Raw genomic sequence first — 20,112 nt, forward strand, 5'->3', positions numbered from 1 at the left:
TATAATAAAATCTATACACCTTTATATCCTAGATTCTGCACACTCTTATGATAGTATACATATCCCCCATTTCTATCGGCAACAACCACAAATTCAAAATGCTTACACTAAAAAGCAGATACACAACCACAATGGATTGTATATCTGCTAATTATTTTAGAGTATTCTATTCTACTTTACCACCTAAGTATGCTTCCATCACTCTAGGGTCGTGACGTATTTCTTCGGCTGGTCCTGAAAGAACGATTTTACCTGTTTCTAATACATATGCATAGTCAGCAATTTTCAAAGCTTGACGCACGTTTTGCTCTACTAACAATACTGTCGTTCCTTCGGCGCTAATCTCTTTGATAACTTCAAAGATTTCATTCACTACCAACGGCGCCAACCCCATGGATGGTTCATCTAGTAACAGCAGTTTAGGACGAGCCATTAAAGCACGGCCAATGGCAAGCATCTGCTGTTGGCCACCAGATAAAGTACCACCTAATTGGTAACTACGTTCGTCAAGAATAGGGAATCGTTTGAACACTTTTTTAATATCATCGTTAATTTCAGCATCCTTACGAATATAAGCGCCCATTTCTAAGTTTTCATAGACACTCATATCTTGTAATATTTGGCGACCTTCTGGAACGAGAGAAATACCAGATTTCACAATATCATGAGTTTTCATAGATGTAATATCTTTACCTTCAAAGGTAATGCGACCTTCTGTAGGTTTTACTAAGCCCATGATAGAACGCATGGTTGTCGATTTACCGGCACCATTAGCACCAATCAAAGATACAATAGAGCCTTGAGGAACTTCTAGGTTAATGGATTTCAACGCTGTAATGTGACCATATCCAGCCACAACATTTTCAATTTTTAACATATTATTCCTCCTTTCCTAAGTACGCTTCGATTACATCTGGATTATTTTGAATCTCTTGTGGTGTGCCTTCTGCAATCTTTTTGCCGAAGTTCAACACTGCTAATCGATCACAAATATTCATCATCAACGCCATATCATGTTCTATGACAACAACAGTGATACCTAAATCACGGATTTTGCCGATCAATTGACGCAATACTTCTGTCTCACTATCGTTCATACCTGCCGCAGGTTCATCTAACAAGATTAACTGTGGATGCGTTGCCAAGGCACGGGCAATTTCCAAGCGACGTTGCTTACCATATGGTAAAGACGTTGCTACTTCTTCTGCATCTTCTTCTAAGCCAACCAGTTTTAAAAACTCATAGGCAATACCACGGCAACGTTCTTCTTCAATGCGTTGGCGTTTTGTACGGAAGAAACTAGACAATACACCAGAACCTGTGCGGCAATGCATTCCAGTCAACACAGTCTCCAACGCCGTCATATTACCAAATAAACGGATATTTTGGAACGTTCTAGCAATCCCCATCTCCACTGTACGATGTGGCTTAATACCTACCACATTCATGCCGTCGAATACAATATTACCAGTACTTACAGGAAACACTCCTGTAATTAAGTTGAACAGCGTTGTTTTACCGGCCCCATTCGGTCCGATTACACCAAAGACTTCGCCTTGATTCACTTGGAAGGTAACACCTGTCAAAGCAGCCACACCGCCAAAGCTTTTACTTACATCATCTAATTGTAATAGCATGGGTTACCTCCTATTCTTGACCAGACTTGCTCTGTGCTTTATAAGCTTCAAAGCGTTCTGTTAATACTTGTGATTCTGGAATGTATGGTTTCTTTTTTACACCTAGTTTACGATAGATTTTGTCCATCAAATCTTCTGTCAAAATACCATCTGGGCGAACAGCCATCAAGATGACTAGTAATGCACCATAAATAATATCTCGGTAATCTGCTAAGAAACGCAATACTTCTGGTAATAATGTCAAAATGAAAGAGCCCAGTACGGAACCCCATACTACATTGGAACCACCAAACACAGGGAACAATAAAATTTGCACTACTTTGTGGTAGCTAAAATCTGTAGGGTTAATGAAGTTTGTAATATGTGCATACAAACCTCCACCAATACCGGCAATAAAAGCACCGATGACGAAGGCTAACATTTTGTAATACACCACATTGATACCCATCAATTCTGCTGCATGGTCATCAGCTTTAATGGCTTGGAATGCACGACCTACACGACTATTATGGATGCGTAAACAGAACAAAATAATCACCACTAAAATAACCAACAAAATGATGATGGTCAACAAGTTGCCCCATGTTAATGCGTCGATATCTAACAAACCGTCCATATCAAATTCATACACATAATTTGTCAATTCTTGGGCAATCGCTGGAATCCCTGAAAGACCCAACGCACCATGTGTCACTTCTAAGTTCAAAAAGATAACACGCACTACTTCACCAAAGCCTAATGTTGCAATAGCCAAGTACAAACCTTTCAAACGTGTCGTAGGTAAACCAATCACAATAGCCACTAAAGCCGCTACGATACCACCAATGAAGATAGCAATCGGAATCGGTAGCTCAGCTTTCAGAGTGAGCAAAGCACCTACATAGGCACCAACACTCATGAAACCAGCTGCCCCCAATGTCAACTGACCTGTCGAAAGGGTGAAGAAAATGGAAATACCCATGATAGCATTGATGATGAAGAACATCACAATTTGTAGATAATATGGATTTAAAATTTCACTCATGGTCGTCCCCCCTTATCTTTGGATCCGAATAACCCTTGTGGTCTCCAGAATAATAAGAGAATGATTAAACCGAAGGCTACGGCATCACGGTACGAAGATGCTCCATAGGCAACAGAGAATACTTCAGAAACACCTAAGATGAATCCACCTACCATAGCACCGGTAATATTACCAAGTCCGCCAAGGATTAACACCGCTAGCCCTTTAAATCCGATAACAACACCCATCATAGGCTCTACGGCATCGAAGGATAAGCCAACCAATACACCAGCTGCAGATCCTAAGGCAGAGGCTAACATGACTGTTACGGAAATAACTAAAGTTGGATTAATCCCCAACAAGGATGCTGTTTCTGTGCTCAAAGATACAGCACGGATAGCTTTACCGATTTTAGTTTTTTTAATGAGTACATTTAAAATCAACATTAACACAATGGATACACCAAGGCCAATGATTTGAACCATGGAGATTTTGAACATACCAAAATCGATAAGTCCACCGATAAAGTCTGGTGGGAATGAACGTGTTTGTGGCCCCCATACAAGCAAGGCTACACTTTCAATAAAAATAGAGACACCAATTGTAGAAATCAATGGCGCCAAATGGGATACGTTTTTCTTGCGAAGTGGGCGAAGTGCCACAAATTCTAATAGATATCCAAGAATTGCCCCTACGACCATAGCCACAAGGATGGCTACGAAGATATTAGCTTCAAAGACTGTCACCATAAATAAACCCACGAAGGCACCTATCATAAAGATGCCTCCGTGAGCCATGTTGATGATGTTCAACACACCAAACACGAGTGTCAATCCGATGGCTAATACCGCATAGAGACTGCCTAAAGTAAGGCCATTCACTAATTGCTGTAAAAACATCGTGTTACTCCTATTTTTGTAATGCGTCAAACTGACCGTTTTTAATTTGTAAAACTTGAACTTCCATAGATGGGTCACGTTTTTCGTTGAATTGGAATTTACCAGTTACCCCTACGAAGTCTGTAATGCCTTTTAGTGCATTACGGAATTTTTCGCGATCTGTTGTAGAACCAGCTGCTTTCAAAGCTGCTTCATACAAGAACACTGCATCATATGCTTGTGCTGCGAATTGATCAGGTTCATGACCATATTTTTCTACATAAGCTTTGCGGAAGTCGCGAACTTTTTGGTCATCTTTGTTAGGGAACCAAGGTGTACCTACGATCGCACCATCAGCAGCGGCACCTGCATTTTTAATGAACGCTGGGCTGTTGAAACCATTGGAACCTACTACTGGTTGATTCATACCAAGTTCACGCATTTTTTTCATAATCAATGCACCTTCTTGGTACAAGGAAGCAACGATGATGATATCTGGTTTTGCTTGTTGAATTTTAGTCAACTGTGCAGAAAAATCTGTATCTTTATCAGCGAATGTTTCTGTCGCTACAATTTGAACCCCTTCAGATTCCAATGCTTTTTTAGCAGTATTATTTACAGATACCATTTGGTCATTGTTGTTGGAGTACATAATCGCTGCTGTTTTGAAGCCTAATACTTTGTGAGATTGACGAATCGCTGCGTCAACTGCTAAAGATTCTGGTACAGCATTACGGAAAATGTAATCTCCAATATCAGTGATGCCTTCCGCCGTTGTAGAAGTACCCAATGCTACCACTTTATTTTTGTTAGCAATTGGGCCTGCCGCCATCATTTCACCAGATAACATAGGTCCAATGACAGCTACGACTTTATCTTTTGCAATGACTTTGTTCATCGCATTAATCGCTTCGTTTTTGTCACCTTTTGTATCTTCCACTAACAAATTAATTTTTACATTGTTAGCATCGCCGTTAATTTGCGCTACTGCTAACTCTGCACCATTCTTAATGGATTCGCCATAAGCAGCTGCTGCGCCAGACGTCGTAGTCAATAAAGCTACTTTTGCTTCATTTGCATTGTTTGTTGATGAACTATTGCCACCGCAACCAGCTATCGCCGCAGCTAGAATAGCCGTAGCACCCAATGCTAGTGCACGTTTGAACATGGATTTTTTCATGTTACAACCTTCCTCCTTAAAACTCTATCTTACGGATTTTCTGTTTCTGAAAGCCACCTCAATCTTTTTCTCTTTATCAGATTAAAACACAAATGACAATTCTATAGAAACCCTATTCTTATCTATTATGAATGTAACATGAGTAGTTTGTCAAATATAATTATAAGAATTTATATATGAGTTTATTTAGTAAACTAGTCACGTATATTTTTCTTATTTTTGTATTTGTACAGAGGACAAATATCTTTTTTGAAAAGTAAATAATAGAAATAGATACGTTCCGTTACCAAGTATATTCTTTTTAAAAGTATGCCTCGATCTACTACTTAAGCATATTAAAACTGACGATGAAAGTGATCATTCTCATCGCCAGTTTAGCACAGTTGCAATTGTATTTATTATGTATCAATAAAATTTCATCATTATTAGTTTACAGTATATAAATAATCATATTGTTCTTGTGTCAATGTATCTAAATCATATCCCATGGATTGCAATTTCAATTTCGCAATTTCTGCATCCACTTCATATGGTAATACATGTACATCATGTTCCATGTCTGCTCCATGGTGCAAGATATATTCTGCTGCTAAGGCTTGCATTGCAAAGGACAAGTCCATGATTTCCGCTGGATGTCCATCACCTGCTGCTAGGTTTACAAGGCGACCTTCTGCTAATACATACAATTGGCGACCATCTTGCATATGGTAGGCTTCGATATTTTGGCGTACTCGTTCATGAGATACTGCCATGGCTGCTAAGTCTTTCACATTGACTTCGCAATCGAAATGTCCCGCATTACAAAGCACAGCGCGGTCTTTCATCACTGCATAATGTTCTTCTGTGATGACATCCTTACAACCTGTGACAGTACAGAAAATGTCACCGATTTTAGCTGCTTCCACCATTGGCAATACTTTGAATCCGTCAAATACAGCCTCGATGGCTTTAATTGGATCTACTTCCGTTACATACACGTGGGCCCCTAAGCCTTTGGCACGAAGTGCCACTCCTTTACCGCACCAGCCGTAACCAGCAACCACTACATTTTTACCTGTTACTGTTAAGTTCGTAGTGCGCATAATACCATCCCAAACAGATTGTCCAGTACCATAGCGATTGTCAAATAAATATTTACAGTTAGAATCGTTAACAGCGATCATAGGGAATGTCAATTGTTCCGCTTCAGCAAGAGCTTTCAAACGGTGTACGCCTGTAGTGGTTTCTTCACTACCTCCTAATAGACGTTCTTTTGCATCTTGGCGTGTTGTGTGAAGTAAGCTTACTAAATCGCCACCATCATCGATGATGATATGTGGTTTATGATCCAGCGCTTTGTTCAGGAACATCGTATATTCTTCGTCTGTACAATTGTACCAAGCATAGACAGTCAATCCCATATCCACAAGTCCTGCTGCCACGTCATCTTGCGTAGATAATGGATTAGAACCTGTAACGATAACATCTGCACCACCACGTTTTAACACCGTAGATAAATAGGCAGTTTTTGCTTCTAAATGAACAGACACAACAATAGTTTGCCCTTTGAAAGTTTGCTCTTTTTCAAAACGGTCTCCTAATGTGTTTAATGTAGGCATAAAATTAGCTACCCAGTCAATTTTTTTACGACCTTCTGCGGCTAAAGAAATATCTCGAATTAAAGATTGCATTTGCGTTCTCCTTTTAGACTCTTCATGATAGATTATAATTGAAAGCCACCATACTCAGCCATACGATGATGCGCAGGATAGTCTGCATTCACATCGATGCCTTTGATGACTTCTTTCACTAACGATTGCAATTGTTCTGCCATTTGTTGCATCATATCTACTACTTCACCATGGGTCAAAGCAGATTCAGAAATGCCCGCTGCATAGTTAGTGATCATGGAAATTGTCATATATGCCATTTCCGCTTCATTGGCTAAGGTCACCTCTGGTACATTTGTCATGCCCACTGTTTGTCCACCTAACATAGCATACATACGAATTTCAGCAGGAGACTCAAAGCGAGGTCCCTCTGTACATACGTAAGTGCCACCATTGTGAACCGTTAATCTTAAGGATTTAGCTGCACTTTCTACAATACCTCGCAACTCAGGGCTATATGGTTCTGTCACATCCACATGCGCCACCGGACGATCGCCACCTTCGTAGAAGGTATTCACACGGTTTTTCGTAAAATCTAGGAATTGGTCCGTCAACACAAAATGACCAGGTCCAAAGTTCTCATCCAAAGAACCTACCGCTGTAGTAGATACAATGAACTTAACACCTAACTTTTTCAAGCCCCAAATGTTGGCGCGATAATTAATCTTGTGCGGTGGAATGGAATGATTACGACCATGACGGGCTAAGAAATATACCGTCTTGCCCTCATAAGTACCGCACACATAGTGAATTTCACCATAAGGCGTCATCAAAGACGATTCCGTCATAGTTTCAAACATATTTGGGTCGTACACACCAGTACCACCAATAATAGCAATGGATGACATATCGTTCCTCCTTGTGAAAGATAGAAAAATATCTGTATGAATTTATTATAGCATGAAATGGGCTATTTCTAATAAAATTTTAAGAAAACATCCCCACATAAGAATCGCTTCCATGTGGGGATGATGTTATATACGTATTATCTTTTATTCATAATCAATCATAACTTGACGAGGTGCTTGATATTCTATTTTTCTTGTACTATTGTTCCAATCTAATGGATACCAAAACTCTTCTTTATGATGTTCCATATCCGAGAATATTAACATAAAGTCAGCGTGTTTAAACCCTAAATCTTCAGCGAATCTTGTATAGATATTTTGCACTGTATACGGACTATAATAGTTAGCAGAGTCTACTAATTTCTCCCATATCTTTGCTTGTCGATTATATCGATATATAAAAGTACGGGTCGATGTACCTCTATTACCATTTTTTATGCCTGCATCAATCACATATAAAGTAATATCACGATTAACATCATAATAGGATCTAATCCGAAAAGTATCTTCCCCTAAAGTAGTAGGCACCTGTGTTTTCTTACCTTTAGCTCGCAATTCAAGCTTGCCATCATTGGGGTACATATACACTTCATCTGCATCGTTATTAAACCATATCTTATAATCGTTATCATAGTTTTTAAAATCAATTGTTGCTGAATCCACATTGCTAAACTTTGCTTCAGAAGAAAATCCCCCTAGAAAAGCTACGCCTAACCCTACGCATATTGTCGCTTTTATTAATTTATTCATATACATACGACCTCTCTCAAACCGAAACTATATGATTTTATTATACTTAATCTTTTAATTAAAAACTAGTATGCATCCCATATTTTTACGTTATGCCAATACACAATCTTTCATTCAAATACAGCTTATACCCACCATCTCCTCAATGACAACATCTCATATATGAGATATTTCAATTTTTCTTTATTTTCCGTTCCCCACTACAAATCCCCCATAAAATGCTATAATATACTCAACAACTATGAACACGTTAATCTATATAATAAAGGAGTTCTCCATGATTCGTATTGCTTTTGGTCAAATTCAGGTGCACCCTGGTGATCCTGCTACAAACTTTCAATCTATGATGCAAGCCATCGACTACGCCAAGGCGGTGAGCACGGACATCCTTATCTTTCCGGAATTGTGTCTTAGCGGATATATGGTAGGTGATATGTGGGACCAAGTGCCTTTTATAAACGATTGCCTCTACTATGGTAACGAAATTGTGAAAGCCTCCGCTAACACCAATCTTACGATCATCTTTGGTAATGTAGATATAGATAAAAGTCTCCGTAATCTAGACGGCAGTCTTCGTAAATATAATGCTCTGTATGTAGCATCCAAAGGACAACTGGTATCCAATCCATCCCAGCCATATCCGTTTACGATTAAAACACTATTGCCCTGTTATCGATACTTTAATGAACCTCGCCATTTCACTAGTGCCAATGTAGTGGCGAAAGAGCGCAATCTTTCTTTATCGGATATCAATCAACCTCTCACAATTTCCATGCGTCACGGATCTTTCACCATTGCTCCTGTTATCTGTGAAGATAGCTGGGATACGCATTACCCAGATTGTCCTACGAGTCTTATGGTGGAATCTGCAAAAGCGAAAGGCCAGCATATCGATTTAATCGTGAATTGTTCCTCTTCACCATATACAGTCCATAAGCAAGAACACCGTCACGCCCTGTTCAGTGCTCAAGCCAAACGATACAATACCCCTATTGCCTATACAAACCATGTGGGCATTCAAAACAACGGTAAAAATATCTGCATCTATGACGGTTGCTCCACGCTATATGACGTGAACGGTTCTATTGTGAAAGAAGTACCTGCTTTTGAAAACACTGTACGACCTACCTTATTAAAAGATACCTTATGGCAGCTGATTTCACATAATAACACTAATCATATTGAGCATTCCAAAGGTGACATAGTATCTACTCATGTACAAATAAATGAGACCATTAGTAAATATATTGCACATGATACAAACAGTACATATAGTACAAATGAACTATATGCAACAATGCCTAACTACATCCCTACTCTATTCAAAGCCTTGCAATACGGCATTCGTCAATTTTTAGCCCAAACAGGTATCAAGAAGATTGTCATCGGTGCATCTGGCGGTATCGACTCTGCCCTTAATGCTGCTTTATACAGCACTATATTGCCGCTAGAGAACTTATACTTAGTCAATATGCCAAGCCGTTATAACTCGGATATGACGAAAGATTTGGCTTACCAATTAGCACGAAATATTGGTTGCCATTACGGGGTATTTCCCATTGAAGAAGGTGTCAATGCCACCATTGAGCAATTAGAGAATACTAGCTTTACAAAGTATAACACCCCTGTCATCCCAGAATTACATGATGAATCCAACACTACATCATTCTTGCAGTTGTCTACGTTAGGTAAAGAAAACATCCAAGCTCGTGATCGTTCGTCTCGCATTTTAGCTGGTATAGCATCCGCTGTGAATGGGGCTTTCACGTGCAACGGGAATAAAACGGAGTTCACTGTCGGCTATGCTACGATGTACGGTGATTTGGCAGGTTTTCTCGCTGTGACGGGGGATGTGTGGAAAACGGATGTCTATGCACTGGCGCGCTATATGAATGAACACATTTTTCAACGAGAGGTCATTCCGCAAGGTTCTATCGATGTAGTGCCGAGTGCGGAGCTTTCAGATGCACAAGATGTGACACAAGGTCTTGGTGATCCATTGCAATATGAATATCACGACTGTTTATTCCGTGCCTTCGTAGAGGGTACAACACATACACGGGCTCATCAGCGTTTGACCCCTGAGGATATCTTATGCGCCTATGAGAACGGTACATTGGAACACCTATTAGGCTTGCAAAACCCTATTTCTCACTATTTCACATCTACAGAACAGTTTATCAATGACCTTGAACGGTGGTGGAAATCGTTCAATGGCTTAGCAGTGGCAAAACGTATCCAGTCTCCTCCACTGTTCCTTGTCAGTGAACGTGCCTTTGGGGCTGACCTAAGTGAAAGTCAATTAAAACCGTATATCTCACGAGGTTATGAGGCTTGTAAATCTAGATTGTTAGAAAAACAATAACATATACATGTAAAAGAGCTATCTGTCCGATGGTATATCATCGGTAGATAGCTCTTTTGTATATCGAGATAAAAATGTTAAATACTATTTACTATAACATATATAGAACGGCTTTATTCCGCAAGCTAATGCTATAGAAATATTCTTAACTATCGATAGGTATGCAATTAGTTACGGTTCAACAACTGCGCTGTGATTTGTTGCAATGCTTGAATTTGTTCATTCTGCACTTTCACTTGTTCAACCAATGCTTCTACTTGACCTTTCAATGTACCGTTTTCTTGTACCAAAGCTTTGATTTCAGTTTTCATCACTGGCACGATAGAAATTGGTCCATAATGTGTATGCTTCAATGCTTTTTGTTCTTTTTCTGAAAGCGTATCCACATTGACATTGAATGTATCTGTGTCTTGGTTATACAAGGTGGATTGGTATGCATCTGATTTGGATCGAGATCCAACTTTAAGGCTCATACCCACGTTGTACATTTTTTCAGAGTTTCCTACTGCCATACCGCCATGAAGTAATACATCTTCATTTGGATAATATCCAACACCTAGCGCAGTACCTGTAGAACCTTTGAAATGTCCTACACCAGCCATGATTTGGAATTTATCATCTGCATCAAAGGATAATGGTTTCAGAGCAGATAATGCTGCATTTAAAGCACCAGATGTATTTACTCTGTGGCCTAGTTGATCTAACTTAGTTTCTACAGAGTTCATACGTGTATGAACTTCTTTTACTAATGCTTCGTCTACACCGCCTTTAGGACCTTGCGGACCTGCTTCACCTTGCGGACCTTGTGGGCCAGGTACTCCTTGCTCACCTTTGTCGCCTTTGTCACCCTTTTCACCTTGAGCACCTTTTGGGCCTTGATCTCCTTTTGGTCCCGCTACTCCTGGGTCACCTTTTTCGCCTTTTTCACCTTGAGCACCAGTTGAACCTTGTGGGCCTGCTGGACCCGCTACTCCTGGGTCACCCTTTTCGCCTTTTTCACCTTGAGCACCAGTTGAACCTTGTGGGCCTGCTGGGCCGGCTACTCCTGGGTCACCTTTTTCACCCTTTTCACCTTGGGCTCCTGTTGCTCCTTGCGGACCTGCTGGGCCGGCTACTCCTTGGTCACCTTTTTCGCCCTTTTCACCTTGAGCACCAGTTGCACCTTGTGGGCCTGCTGGGCCGGCTACTCCTGGGTCACCTTTGTCACCTTTTGCTCCTGCAGCTCCGTCTTGTCCTTTTTCACCTTGTAGACCTTGCTCTCCTTTATCCCCTTTTGGTCCTTTAAAGTCTGGATCATTCTTTAAAGCCTCACGGTTCAATTCGATGGTAACGTATTTTTTATTATCTGTTGTTGTTTTTTCTACAACTTTAAAGTCACTAGATTTAAAATCTAATCCTTCAATCGTTCCTGCGTTTACTTTATTTCCTGGCGTAAATGCGTTTGTTTCACCAGATCCACCTGTGTAGATATTCCAGCTGTTTCCACCTGTGATATTAGCCAATTTATTGTTGATTTCACTTGCTACGCTATATAATTGGCTACCATTGATAGCATCTGTACTTGTCGCACTAATTAAACCTGGTGCTACGTGTTGGATACGGCGTGTTTGGTCGGATTTACCAACGCTAATTATACCTGTTACGGTGTTGCCACCAGCAAAGTTCAATGTATATGTCTTAGCAGATGTTCCTGTACCTAGGTTCAATGTATCAGTCGTATAGGCATTATCAGTACCTTTTGTGCTGTCCCCAGCTGTTGCTACCGTCTCTGCTTCACTGCCGAGAGCCACACTTTTTGCTACATTGGCAATGGCTTTATAGCCTAAAGCAAGACTAGATTCTTCTTGTGCTTCACTTTCATTACCGAAGGCAGCGGCATTTGTTTTCAGTGCTTTCGTACTTTTACCGATGGCAATTGTTGCAGTAGCTGTTAACCCACCATCAATGGTGTTAGCTTTTTTACCAATAGCAATATTATCATCACCTGTGATGGAGTTACCTGCTTCATGGCCCATAGTAACGTTATCATTACCAGTAATTGAGTTACCTGCTTTATAGCCCGCTGCGTAGTTATTATTACCTGTTACTTTGGTACCTGCTTCCGCACCTGCTACATAGTTACTATTACCACTAACTTTATTACCACTGTAGTAACCTAATGCCGTATTAAAGTTACCAGTTATTTCTTTACCTGATTCTTTACCTAATACTACGTTACTTTCACCATCTACCCAGCTACCTGAATTGACACCTGCTGCCAAGTTATCTTGTCCTGCAATCCATCGACCTGCACTAAAGCCCAATGCAATGTTGTGCTCCGCACCATCTACAGTACCGCCATCAGTCGTACTTTCCACACCACCATTTGCATTATAGGTATTTGTCCAGCGATGGCCTACATAGTTACCAGCATTTTCCGCAAAGGCAATATTGAAATTACCAGCTACATGAGAACCGGCCGCTTTACCAAATGCCATATTATTGGATCCTTTGGATTGACCGTATCGATCTGCTGCTTCAGTTGCAGCTGCATTCACAACATGTCCATCTACATCTTGACCTGCGTTCAGACCTAAGGCAATGTTATACACACCTTTTACATTAACCCCAGAGTTTTGTCCAATGGCGATGTTGCGGCTACCAGACATGTTGGCACCAGCATCTTGACCATAGATAAAGTTATGGTCACCAGTCACACCCTTACCAGCTGTATGACCTAATGCAAAGTTATCGGAACCCGTCATATTTTCACCAGCATGGAATCCAAAACTTACATTTCGATTACCTTTGTTGTTGTAGGCTGCGTTTTGACCAAAGCTGAAATTATGGTCACCTGTAGACACAGCGTCTTGAGAATAGGCATTTTCACCAAAACTAAAGTTATAGTTACCTGCAGTACGACGTCCTGCACTATCGCCGAATATAAAGGCATATGTGCCACTACCAGCCCAACCCGCTGCATCACCAAGAATAAATTTATGAGTGTTGGTTCCCCACATAGCTTCTCCAGCTGATTTTCCCATTAGCATAAGATACTTAGATGTACCTGTGCCATTGCTTGCATCATAGCCAGCACGTTCTCCTAAGACCAAACTGTAGGACGCACCAAACAATTTTGTCCCTGTAGTATTCATGATATTATTCTTCGCATTTGAATAAAAACTAACACCATCCCCTACGGTAAGGTTACTCGTGTTCGACGCATCACCTGTCTGCGCTCCTCCAACTACTAAATTATCCGTATCTGCTGCCAATCCCATTGTGGAAATGCTTGCCAATACTAAAGCTGTCAATACTGTCGATCGTTTGTGTTGCATAACTCTTCCTTTTTCCTTCATTGTCACACGCATCATATACTCAATTGTTTTTATGTAAAACATACTCATAATTTTACCCAATCTATACTAGTAAATCAATAGGATAATGCTCATAACTTATGCTGAAATTGCATACTTCCATCATAGCATTTACACTATGTTTAATCCTTTAGACATATACTACTTTCAAATGTTTGACCATTTATGCATACATCACTTTCAAAAATAATATAAGCCCATGCCAAAAAGTATATTGTAATGATAATCGTTATAGATTACAATAAAGTTAACCCTATGGGTTGCGTTTTAATGTGTATTTGGAGGTATATTATGCAACAAGCATGGAAAGACTTCAATACAGGTGTATGGGATAAATCCGTGGACGTACGCGATTTTATCCAACGAAACTATGTGCCTTATGTAGGCGATGATTCTTTTCTAGTAGGTCCAACAGAACGAACTACTAGACTTTGGCAACGGGTATTAGATTTATATGAGGAAGAACGACAAAAAGGTTCTGTCATCGATGCAGATACTGATGTAGCAACTCATATTACGGCGCATGCCCCTGGATATATTATTAAAGAGGATGAACAAATTGTAGGTCTTCAAACTGATTATCCTTTAAAACGTGCCATGTTCCCTTATGGTGGTTTACGAACTGCTAAAAGTGCTATCGAAGAGTATGGTTACAAAATGGATCCAACTCTTGAAAGTTTCTTTAAAACTCATCGTAAGACACACAATGATGGTGTATTTGATGTATATACACCTGAGATGAGAGCTGCTCGCTCTGCTCACATTATTACGGGCCTACCTGACGCGTATAGTCGTGGCCGAATTATCGGTGATTATCGCCGTGTAGCCTTATATGGTGTAGATTATTTGATCAAAGATAAAGAAGATCAATTCAACATCACCATGGGCGATATGATGCCAGATGTCATTCGTGACCGCGAAGAAATTCGAGATCAAATCCGTTCTTTAAAAGAGTTAAAAGAAATGGCTGCGTCCTACGGATTTGATATCTCCAAACCTGCTACCGATGTAAAAGAAGCGATCCAATGGTTATACTTTGGCTATTTGGGCGCTATCAAAGAACAAAACGGTGCAGCTATGTCCATCGGACGTAACTCCACTTTCTTGGACATCTATGCAGAACGTGATTTGAAATCTGGTAAATATACAGAAGAACAAATCCAAGAAATGGTGGATCACTTCATTATGAAATTGCGCATGGTTCGTTTCGCACGTATCCATGAATACAACAATTTATTTACTGGTGATCCTGTATGGACAACTGAGTCTATCGGTGGTATGGGCACTGATGGACGTACACTAGTGTCTAAAACGGCATTCCGTGTTCTACATACATTGCAAAACCTTGGTCCAGCTCCTGAACCAAACTTAACAGTACTTTGGTCTCCTTCCCTTCCTGAAGGTTTCAAAAAGTTCTGTGCGAAGCTCTCTATTGCAACATCTTCCATTCAATATGAGAACGACGAAATCATGCGCCCAAATTCTGGCGATGATTACGCTATCGCCTGCTGCGTATCCCCTATGCGTATTGGTAAAGAAATGCAATTCTTTGGCGCTCGCTGTAACTTAGCGAAAGCCTTATTATACGCAATCAATGGTGGCGTAGATGAAAAGCTGAAAAAACAAGTAGGTCCAAAATTCCGCCCTATTACTTCTGAATACCTTGACTTCGACGAAGTCATGGAACGCTTTGAAGATATGACGGAATGGTTAGCAGGTGTCTATGTGAATGCTTTAAATATCATTCATTACATGCATGACAAATACGCCTATGAAAAATTGGAAATGGCATTGCATGACCGTAAGGTGACACGTTGGTTTGCCACAGGTATCGCTGGACTTTCCGTAGTAGCCGATTCCCTATCTGCTATTAAATATGCAAAAGTAAAACCAATTCGCGATGAAAATGGTATTGCTATTGATTTTGAAATTGAAGGCGAATTCCCTAAATATGGTAATGATGATGATCGTGTAGATGAATTAGCAGCTACAGTCGTATCTGGTTTTATGAATAAAATTCGTAAACATCCTACGTATCGTCAATCTGTTCCAACCATGTCACTATTAACCATTACATCGAATGTGGTATACGGTAATGCTACTGGTGCTACTCCTGACGGACGTAAAGCAGGTATTCCATTTGCCCCAGGAGCCAACCCTATGCATGGTCGTGACGAACACGGTGCTATCTCTTCCCTAGCATCTGTTGCTAAAATGCCATGGCGTGATTGTTGCGATGGTATTTCTAATACATTCTCTATTATTCCAGATTCTCTTGGTAAATCCGGAGAGTCTATGGTTACATTAGGCGACTTAGATTTAGACTTAGACCTAGGCAATATTGAACATGCCTTAGCTGATGGTTGTGAAAATCTAGCTTGCCGTGAGCCAAATGTTACTTTCCCTGAAGAAAAGGAGTAAATATGACTAACGAACAACAAGTTGATAATTTAGTACAGTTATTAGATGGGTACAGCAAAAAAGGCGGCCACCATTTAAACGTAAACGTATTCAATCGTGAAACATTATTAGATGCTCAAAAACATCCTGAATTGTATCCACAATTGACTATCCGTGTATCTGGTTACGCTGTTCATTTCAACAAGTTGACAAAAGCACAACAAGATGAAGTGATCTCCCGTACATTCCATCAATCCATGTAATGCACTATGGTAGGTCGCATTCATTCCATTGAGACCATGGGTACTGTCGATGGCCCAGGCATGCGATTTGTCTTGTTCCTTCAAGGTTGCCCATTGCGATGTGCCTATTGCCATAATCCAGATACTTGGGATCCCTCTACGTATGCCCAAGAAATGACGGTGGCAGATGTGTGGACACAATTTGAAAGGAATCGAGACTTTTATATCACTGGAGGCATTACTGTCACTGGTGGCGAAGCATTGTTGCAACTCCCTTTTATTATCGAACTCTTTACTTTCTTTCACGGAAAGGGAATTCATACTTGTTTAGATACAAGCGGGATTTGCTACACACAAGAACAGGCTAGAGAGTACAAACTGCTTCTTGATGTAACGGATTTAGTCATTCTTGATGTGAAAGAGATCGATTCCTCTATACACGAAACACTAACCGGCAAACCTAATGATGCGGTCCTAGAGTTCGCTCAATTTGTAGACGATCATGGAACAGATTTTTGGGTGCGCCACGTGGTAGTCCCAACCATCACAGATAATCGCGATCGCTGGTATCGGCTTGGTTTCTTTCTAGGTACCTTCAAACATTTGAAAGCCGTAGATTGCTTACCTTACCACGTCATGGGGGTTAATAAATATGAAAGTCTTGGCATTTCCTATCGCTTAGATGGAATACCGCCCCTCTCAAAAGCTGACGCACAGCGTGCACTCCGCGTTGTCCTTTCTGGAATACGCGACTACCGCCGAGGTTTATGGTGTCCTCTTAAAACACCAGAAAGTTAAACTCATAATAATACTTTCCTGATCTTTCATAAAAGCGCACTATCCTTCGTGGACAGTGCGCTTTTTCTGTATACCTCCCTAGACATATCGGTATGTATATATTCCTATGTATCTGTTATATTAGCATTTTGTGTTCATGTATTGATATTCATTTCTTATGGATAGCTTTTACATATTAGATGTTTAGTTGTATAATAGGAGGGTATTATTTCAGACTATCTCACTATGATTTTGGTTCAAGTGAATCCTATGTGCACTACTGCACCATCATAGTCTTTTGTATCTAAAGTTAGGAGGCATTTCATGGCATCGTCGTACATGCTACAATTCCATCTTGGCGCCGTAGAAACGGTCATACTCTCACTGTTTTCCTTTTTACTGGGAACCTTTATGCACAAGCACATTAACATCTTGCATCGCTGGGCTATCCCAGTTCCTGCTATTGGTGGTTTAACTGTAGCAATGATTGTATTTCTATTACAAATTTCTGGTCTTATACTCATTACCTTAGACAAGGCTGTTCTTGTTCCTGCTATGGTGGCATTCTTTGCCACTATGGGGCTAGTAGCGCCCGTGCAAATTTGTACATCTTCGTTAAAAGCCATCCCTCGCTACTGGGGCATGAGTACTTTGCTTGTGATTATGCAAATCAGCATTGGCTTAGGGCTAGCTAGTCTATTTGGATTAGACAAACACTATGCAATTTTATTAGGCTCTTTATCTCTTGAAAGCAGCTACAACTTTGTGTCCGCCTTAGGTCATGACTTAGGGAATGCCTTAAATGGTGAAACTGTGGCACATGGTATCATTGCATTTACTACTATTATCGGTGTGTTCATCGGCGGTCCTATGGGACAATATTTAATCGAAAAATTCAATCGCTATGAAACAGCACCTCCACCACCAGATTCCCCAGCACCCACACCGGTTGGGATTATCGTCAACTTATTGTTGGTTCTAATCTGTGTCAGCATCGGCATCGGCGGTTCCCACTACTTATTAGATACCTTTGGTTTGCACATTCCTACGTTCATCGTATCCATGTTATTGGCTATTGCTATCCGTAATGGTGGTGATGCCATGGGCCAAACGTTCATCAATTCTAAAGCTATTGCCTTGTTCAGTCAAATTAGCATTACCATCTTCTTAACTACTGTATTCATGAGCGTACCTGTAATCGCATTACGGTCTCTTACAGGACCAATGCTTGTGATTCTTGTGGTACAAGTCATTGCGATTATTCTGTTTACACGATTCATCGTATTTCCTGTGCTATGTAAAGATTATGACGGCGTTGTCATCGGTGCTGCACTCCTTGGCCACGGTTTAGGCATCACACCAAATACGGTAGCAACCATCGCTACCCTCGGTGGTCGCTACAGAAAATCTGTAAAAGCTTTCCTAGTTGTTCCTATTACAGCTACTGTATTAATCAATGTACTTGGTATACCTATCTTGCATTGGATCATGCAGTTCTACTGGTAATCTAAGTGTTCACTGATTAGACTTAAAATTATTTATTAAATATACCCCATACTGCATCAGGTTGGGGTATTTTTGCTATCTACGTATACGAACATACTACTAATACATATATAAAAATAGAGGGCATTGATATATGACTATCAATGTTCCTCTATTTTTGTTATCTATTTACTTGTTATCTCATGATTGTAATTATAAGAATAAATTAATGATTTCTACACCAATTAATCCACATACGGCAATCACTGTTTCCACCATACACCAAGAGCGTAATGTTTGTTTCACAGATAATCCGAAAAACTCTTTAAATAACCAGAATCCTGGGTCATTTGGTGGGCTAAAGAATACAGAACCAGCACCTACTGCAATTACCATCAATTCAGGACTTACACCTGTTAATGGAATTAACGGCGCCACAATGCCGCCAGCTGTCATAGCTGCCACTGTAGCAGAGCCCACAGCAATACGAATCACCACAGCAATTAACCAAGCTAAAACTAATGGAGATACATTCACTTGCATCACTAGTTCACCGATGTAAGTACCTACACCACTATCGATCAATACTTGCTTTAAAGCTCCACCAGCCCCTACAACGAATAGAATCATAGCTACTGTTAAAATCGCTTTTTCGGAAGTAGCCATAATATCTTTCATAGATTTGCCACGAGCGAAGCCAAACGTATAGAAAGCAATAATAATAGAAATTGTCAACGCCACAGAAGGGTCACCAATGAAGTTAAGAATAACCATAATGGTAGATGTTTTTGGCAAATTCATCATTTTACCGATAGCTGTAGCTGCCATCAAGATAACTGGTACTAATGCTGTAAAGATAGATACTCCAAAGGATGGCATTTCCTCTTCTGTAAATACCTTATCATTATGAAGACCTTCAGGGATATCTGTTTTGATATCTTTCACAGTATTATACAATAATGGACCTGCCAAAATAACTGTAGGAATACCGATTAAAATACCATACACTAACGTTAATCCAATGTCTGCATTAAATAATACAGAAATCGCTGTAGGACCTGGATGTGGAGGCAAGAAACCATGTGTCACAGATAAGGCTGCTACCATTGGCATACCTACTTCTAACAATGGAATATCCGCAGATTTAGCAATGGTAAAGATCAAAGGAATCAATAAGACGAAGCCGATTTCATAGAATAAAGCAATACCTACAATGAATCCAGTTAAACATACAGCCCATCTTACATTATTACGACCAAACATGTTGATCAATGTAGTTGCAATACGTTGCGCTCCACCGCTATCGGCCATCAATTTACCTAAAATAGCACCAAAGCCTACTACGATTGTTAAACCACCTAAGGTAGCTCCTAAGCCTTTTTGAATAGTTGGGAAAATTTTGTCAAGTGGCAATCCTTCTCCAAAGGCTAATAATACACAGACCAATAGCAATGATAAAAAGCTATTCATCTTTACTTTTACGATTAGGAAAAATAGTAGAATAATTCCTAATGCCAGAATAACTAATGGCATTTCTAGTCT

The 20,112-nt window shown here is 40.2% G+C and carries 15 protein-coding genes; 5 read left to right on the top strand and 10 right to left on the bottom strand.

Going from position 1 to position 20,112, the window contains the following annotated elements:
• Positions 1-166: 166 nt before the first annotated feature.
• The 8 genes from EO116_RS00820 to EO116_RS00855 form a co-directional block, all read right to left on the bottom strand.
• Positions 167-877, bottom strand: a complete 711-nt coding sequence (locus tag EO116_RS00820) for an ABC transporter ATP-binding protein (protein WP_009353026.1) — start codon at positions 875-877, stop codon at positions 167-169.
• Position 878: 1 nt separating this feature from the next.
• On the bottom strand, positions 879-1,637 hold the full coding sequence (locus tag EO116_RS00825; RefSeq protein WP_126937350.1) for an ABC transporter ATP-binding protein: 759 nt from the start codon (positions 1,635-1,637) through the stop codon (positions 879-881).
• 10 nt (positions 1,638-1,647) lie between these two features.
• Positions 1,648-2,661, bottom strand: a complete 1,014-nt coding sequence (locus EO116_RS00830) for a branched-chain amino acid ABC transporter permease (protein ID WP_127160230.1) — start codon at positions 2,659-2,661, stop codon at positions 1,648-1,650.
• Positions 2,658-3,539 carry a branched-chain amino acid ABC transporter permease gene (locus EO116_RS00835; protein ID WP_127160231.1) on the bottom strand — a complete coding sequence of 294 codons (882 nt, stop codon included), beginning with the start codon at positions 3,537-3,539 and terminating at the stop codon, positions 2,658-2,660. The genes EO116_RS00830 and EO116_RS00835 overlap by 4 nt, the downstream gene beginning before the upstream one ends.
• A 10-nt stretch (positions 3,540-3,549) precedes the next feature.
• Positions 3,550-4,698, bottom strand: coding sequence for an ABC transporter substrate-binding protein (locus EO116_RS00840; protein ID WP_127009454.1), 1,149 nt, complete (start codon positions 4,696-4,698; stop codon positions 3,550-3,552).
• Between the two features lie 425 nt (positions 4,699-5,123).
• Positions 5,124-6,368 carry an adenosylhomocysteinase gene (locus EO116_RS00845; RefSeq protein WP_127160232.1) on the bottom strand — a complete coding sequence of 415 codons (1,245 nt, stop codon included), beginning with the start codon at positions 6,366-6,368 and terminating at the stop codon, positions 5,124-5,126.
• Positions 6,369-6,400: 32 nt separating this feature from the next.
• A complete protein-coding gene (mtnP, locus tag EO116_RS00850; RefSeq protein ID WP_127160233.1) occupies positions 6,401-7,195 on the bottom strand; it encodes an S-methyl-5'-thioadenosine phosphorylase in 795 nt (264 codons plus the stop codon).
• Positions 7,196-7,339: 144 nt separating this feature from the next.
• The gene (locus tag EO116_RS00855; RefSeq protein WP_127160234.1) at positions 7,340-7,945 is read right to left on the bottom strand and encodes a hypothetical protein; all 606 of its coding nucleotides are present in this window, start codon (positions 7,943-7,945) and stop codon (positions 7,340-7,342) included.
• Positions 7,946-8,222: 277 nt separating this feature from the next.
• On the opposite strand from EO116_RS00855, the gene EO116_RS00860 reads away from it, so the two are divergent.
• Positions 8,223-10,310 carry a nitrilase-related carbon-nitrogen hydrolase gene (locus EO116_RS00860; protein WP_127160235.1) on the top strand — a complete coding sequence of 696 codons (2,088 nt, stop codon included), beginning with the start codon at positions 8,223-8,225 and terminating at the stop codon, positions 10,308-10,310.
• Between the two features lie 167 nt (positions 10,311-10,477).
• Here the strand turns inward: EO116_RS00860 and EO116_RS00865 are convergent, their stop codons facing one another.
• The gene (locus EO116_RS00865; protein WP_164726014.1) at positions 10,478-13,627 is read right to left on the bottom strand and encodes a YadA-like family protein; all 3,150 of its coding nucleotides are present in this window, start codon (positions 13,625-13,627) and stop codon (positions 10,478-10,480) included.
• Positions 13,628-13,957: 330 nt separating this feature from the next.
• Between EO116_RS00865 and pflB the strand changes: the two genes are divergently transcribed.
• The 4 genes from pflB to EO116_RS00885 all read left to right on the top strand — a co-directional run bounded on the left by pflB (position 13,958) and on the right by EO116_RS00885 (position 18,591).
• Positions 13,958-16,087, top strand: coding sequence for a formate C-acetyltransferase (gene pflB, locus EO116_RS00870; protein WP_164726015.1), 2,130 nt, complete (start codon positions 13,958-13,960; stop codon positions 16,085-16,087).
• A gap of 2 nt (positions 16,088-16,089) precedes the next feature.
• Entirely contained in the window at positions 16,090-16,329 is a 240-nt protein-coding gene (gene grcA3, locus EO116_RS08690; protein ID WP_126938357.1) for an autonomous glycyl radical cofactor GrcA3, read from the top strand.
• A gap of 6 nt (positions 16,330-16,335) precedes the next feature.
• Positions 16,336-17,106, top strand: coding sequence for a pyruvate formate-lyase-activating protein (pflA, locus tag EO116_RS00880; RefSeq protein ID WP_127160237.1), 771 nt, complete (start codon positions 16,336-16,338; stop codon positions 17,104-17,106).
• Positions 17,107-17,409: 303 nt separating this feature from the next.
• Positions 17,410-18,591, top strand: coding sequence for a sodium/glutamate symporter (locus EO116_RS00885; RefSeq protein ID WP_127160238.1), 1,182 nt, complete (start codon positions 17,410-17,412; stop codon positions 18,589-18,591).
• A gap of 192 nt (positions 18,592-18,783) precedes the next feature.
• Here the strand turns inward: EO116_RS00885 and EO116_RS00890 are convergent, their stop codons facing one another.
• The gene (locus EO116_RS00890) at positions 18,784-20,103 is read right to left on the bottom strand and encodes a gluconate:H+ symporter (RefSeq protein ID WP_009353623.1); all 1,320 of its coding nucleotides are present in this window, start codon (positions 20,101-20,103) and stop codon (positions 18,784-18,786) included.
• Between the last annotated feature and the right edge of the window lie 9 nt (positions 20,104-20,112).

The organism is Veillonella sp. VA137, assembly GCF_003992015.1.
GTDB lineage: Bacteria > Bacillota > Negativicutes > Veillonellales > Veillonellaceae > F0422.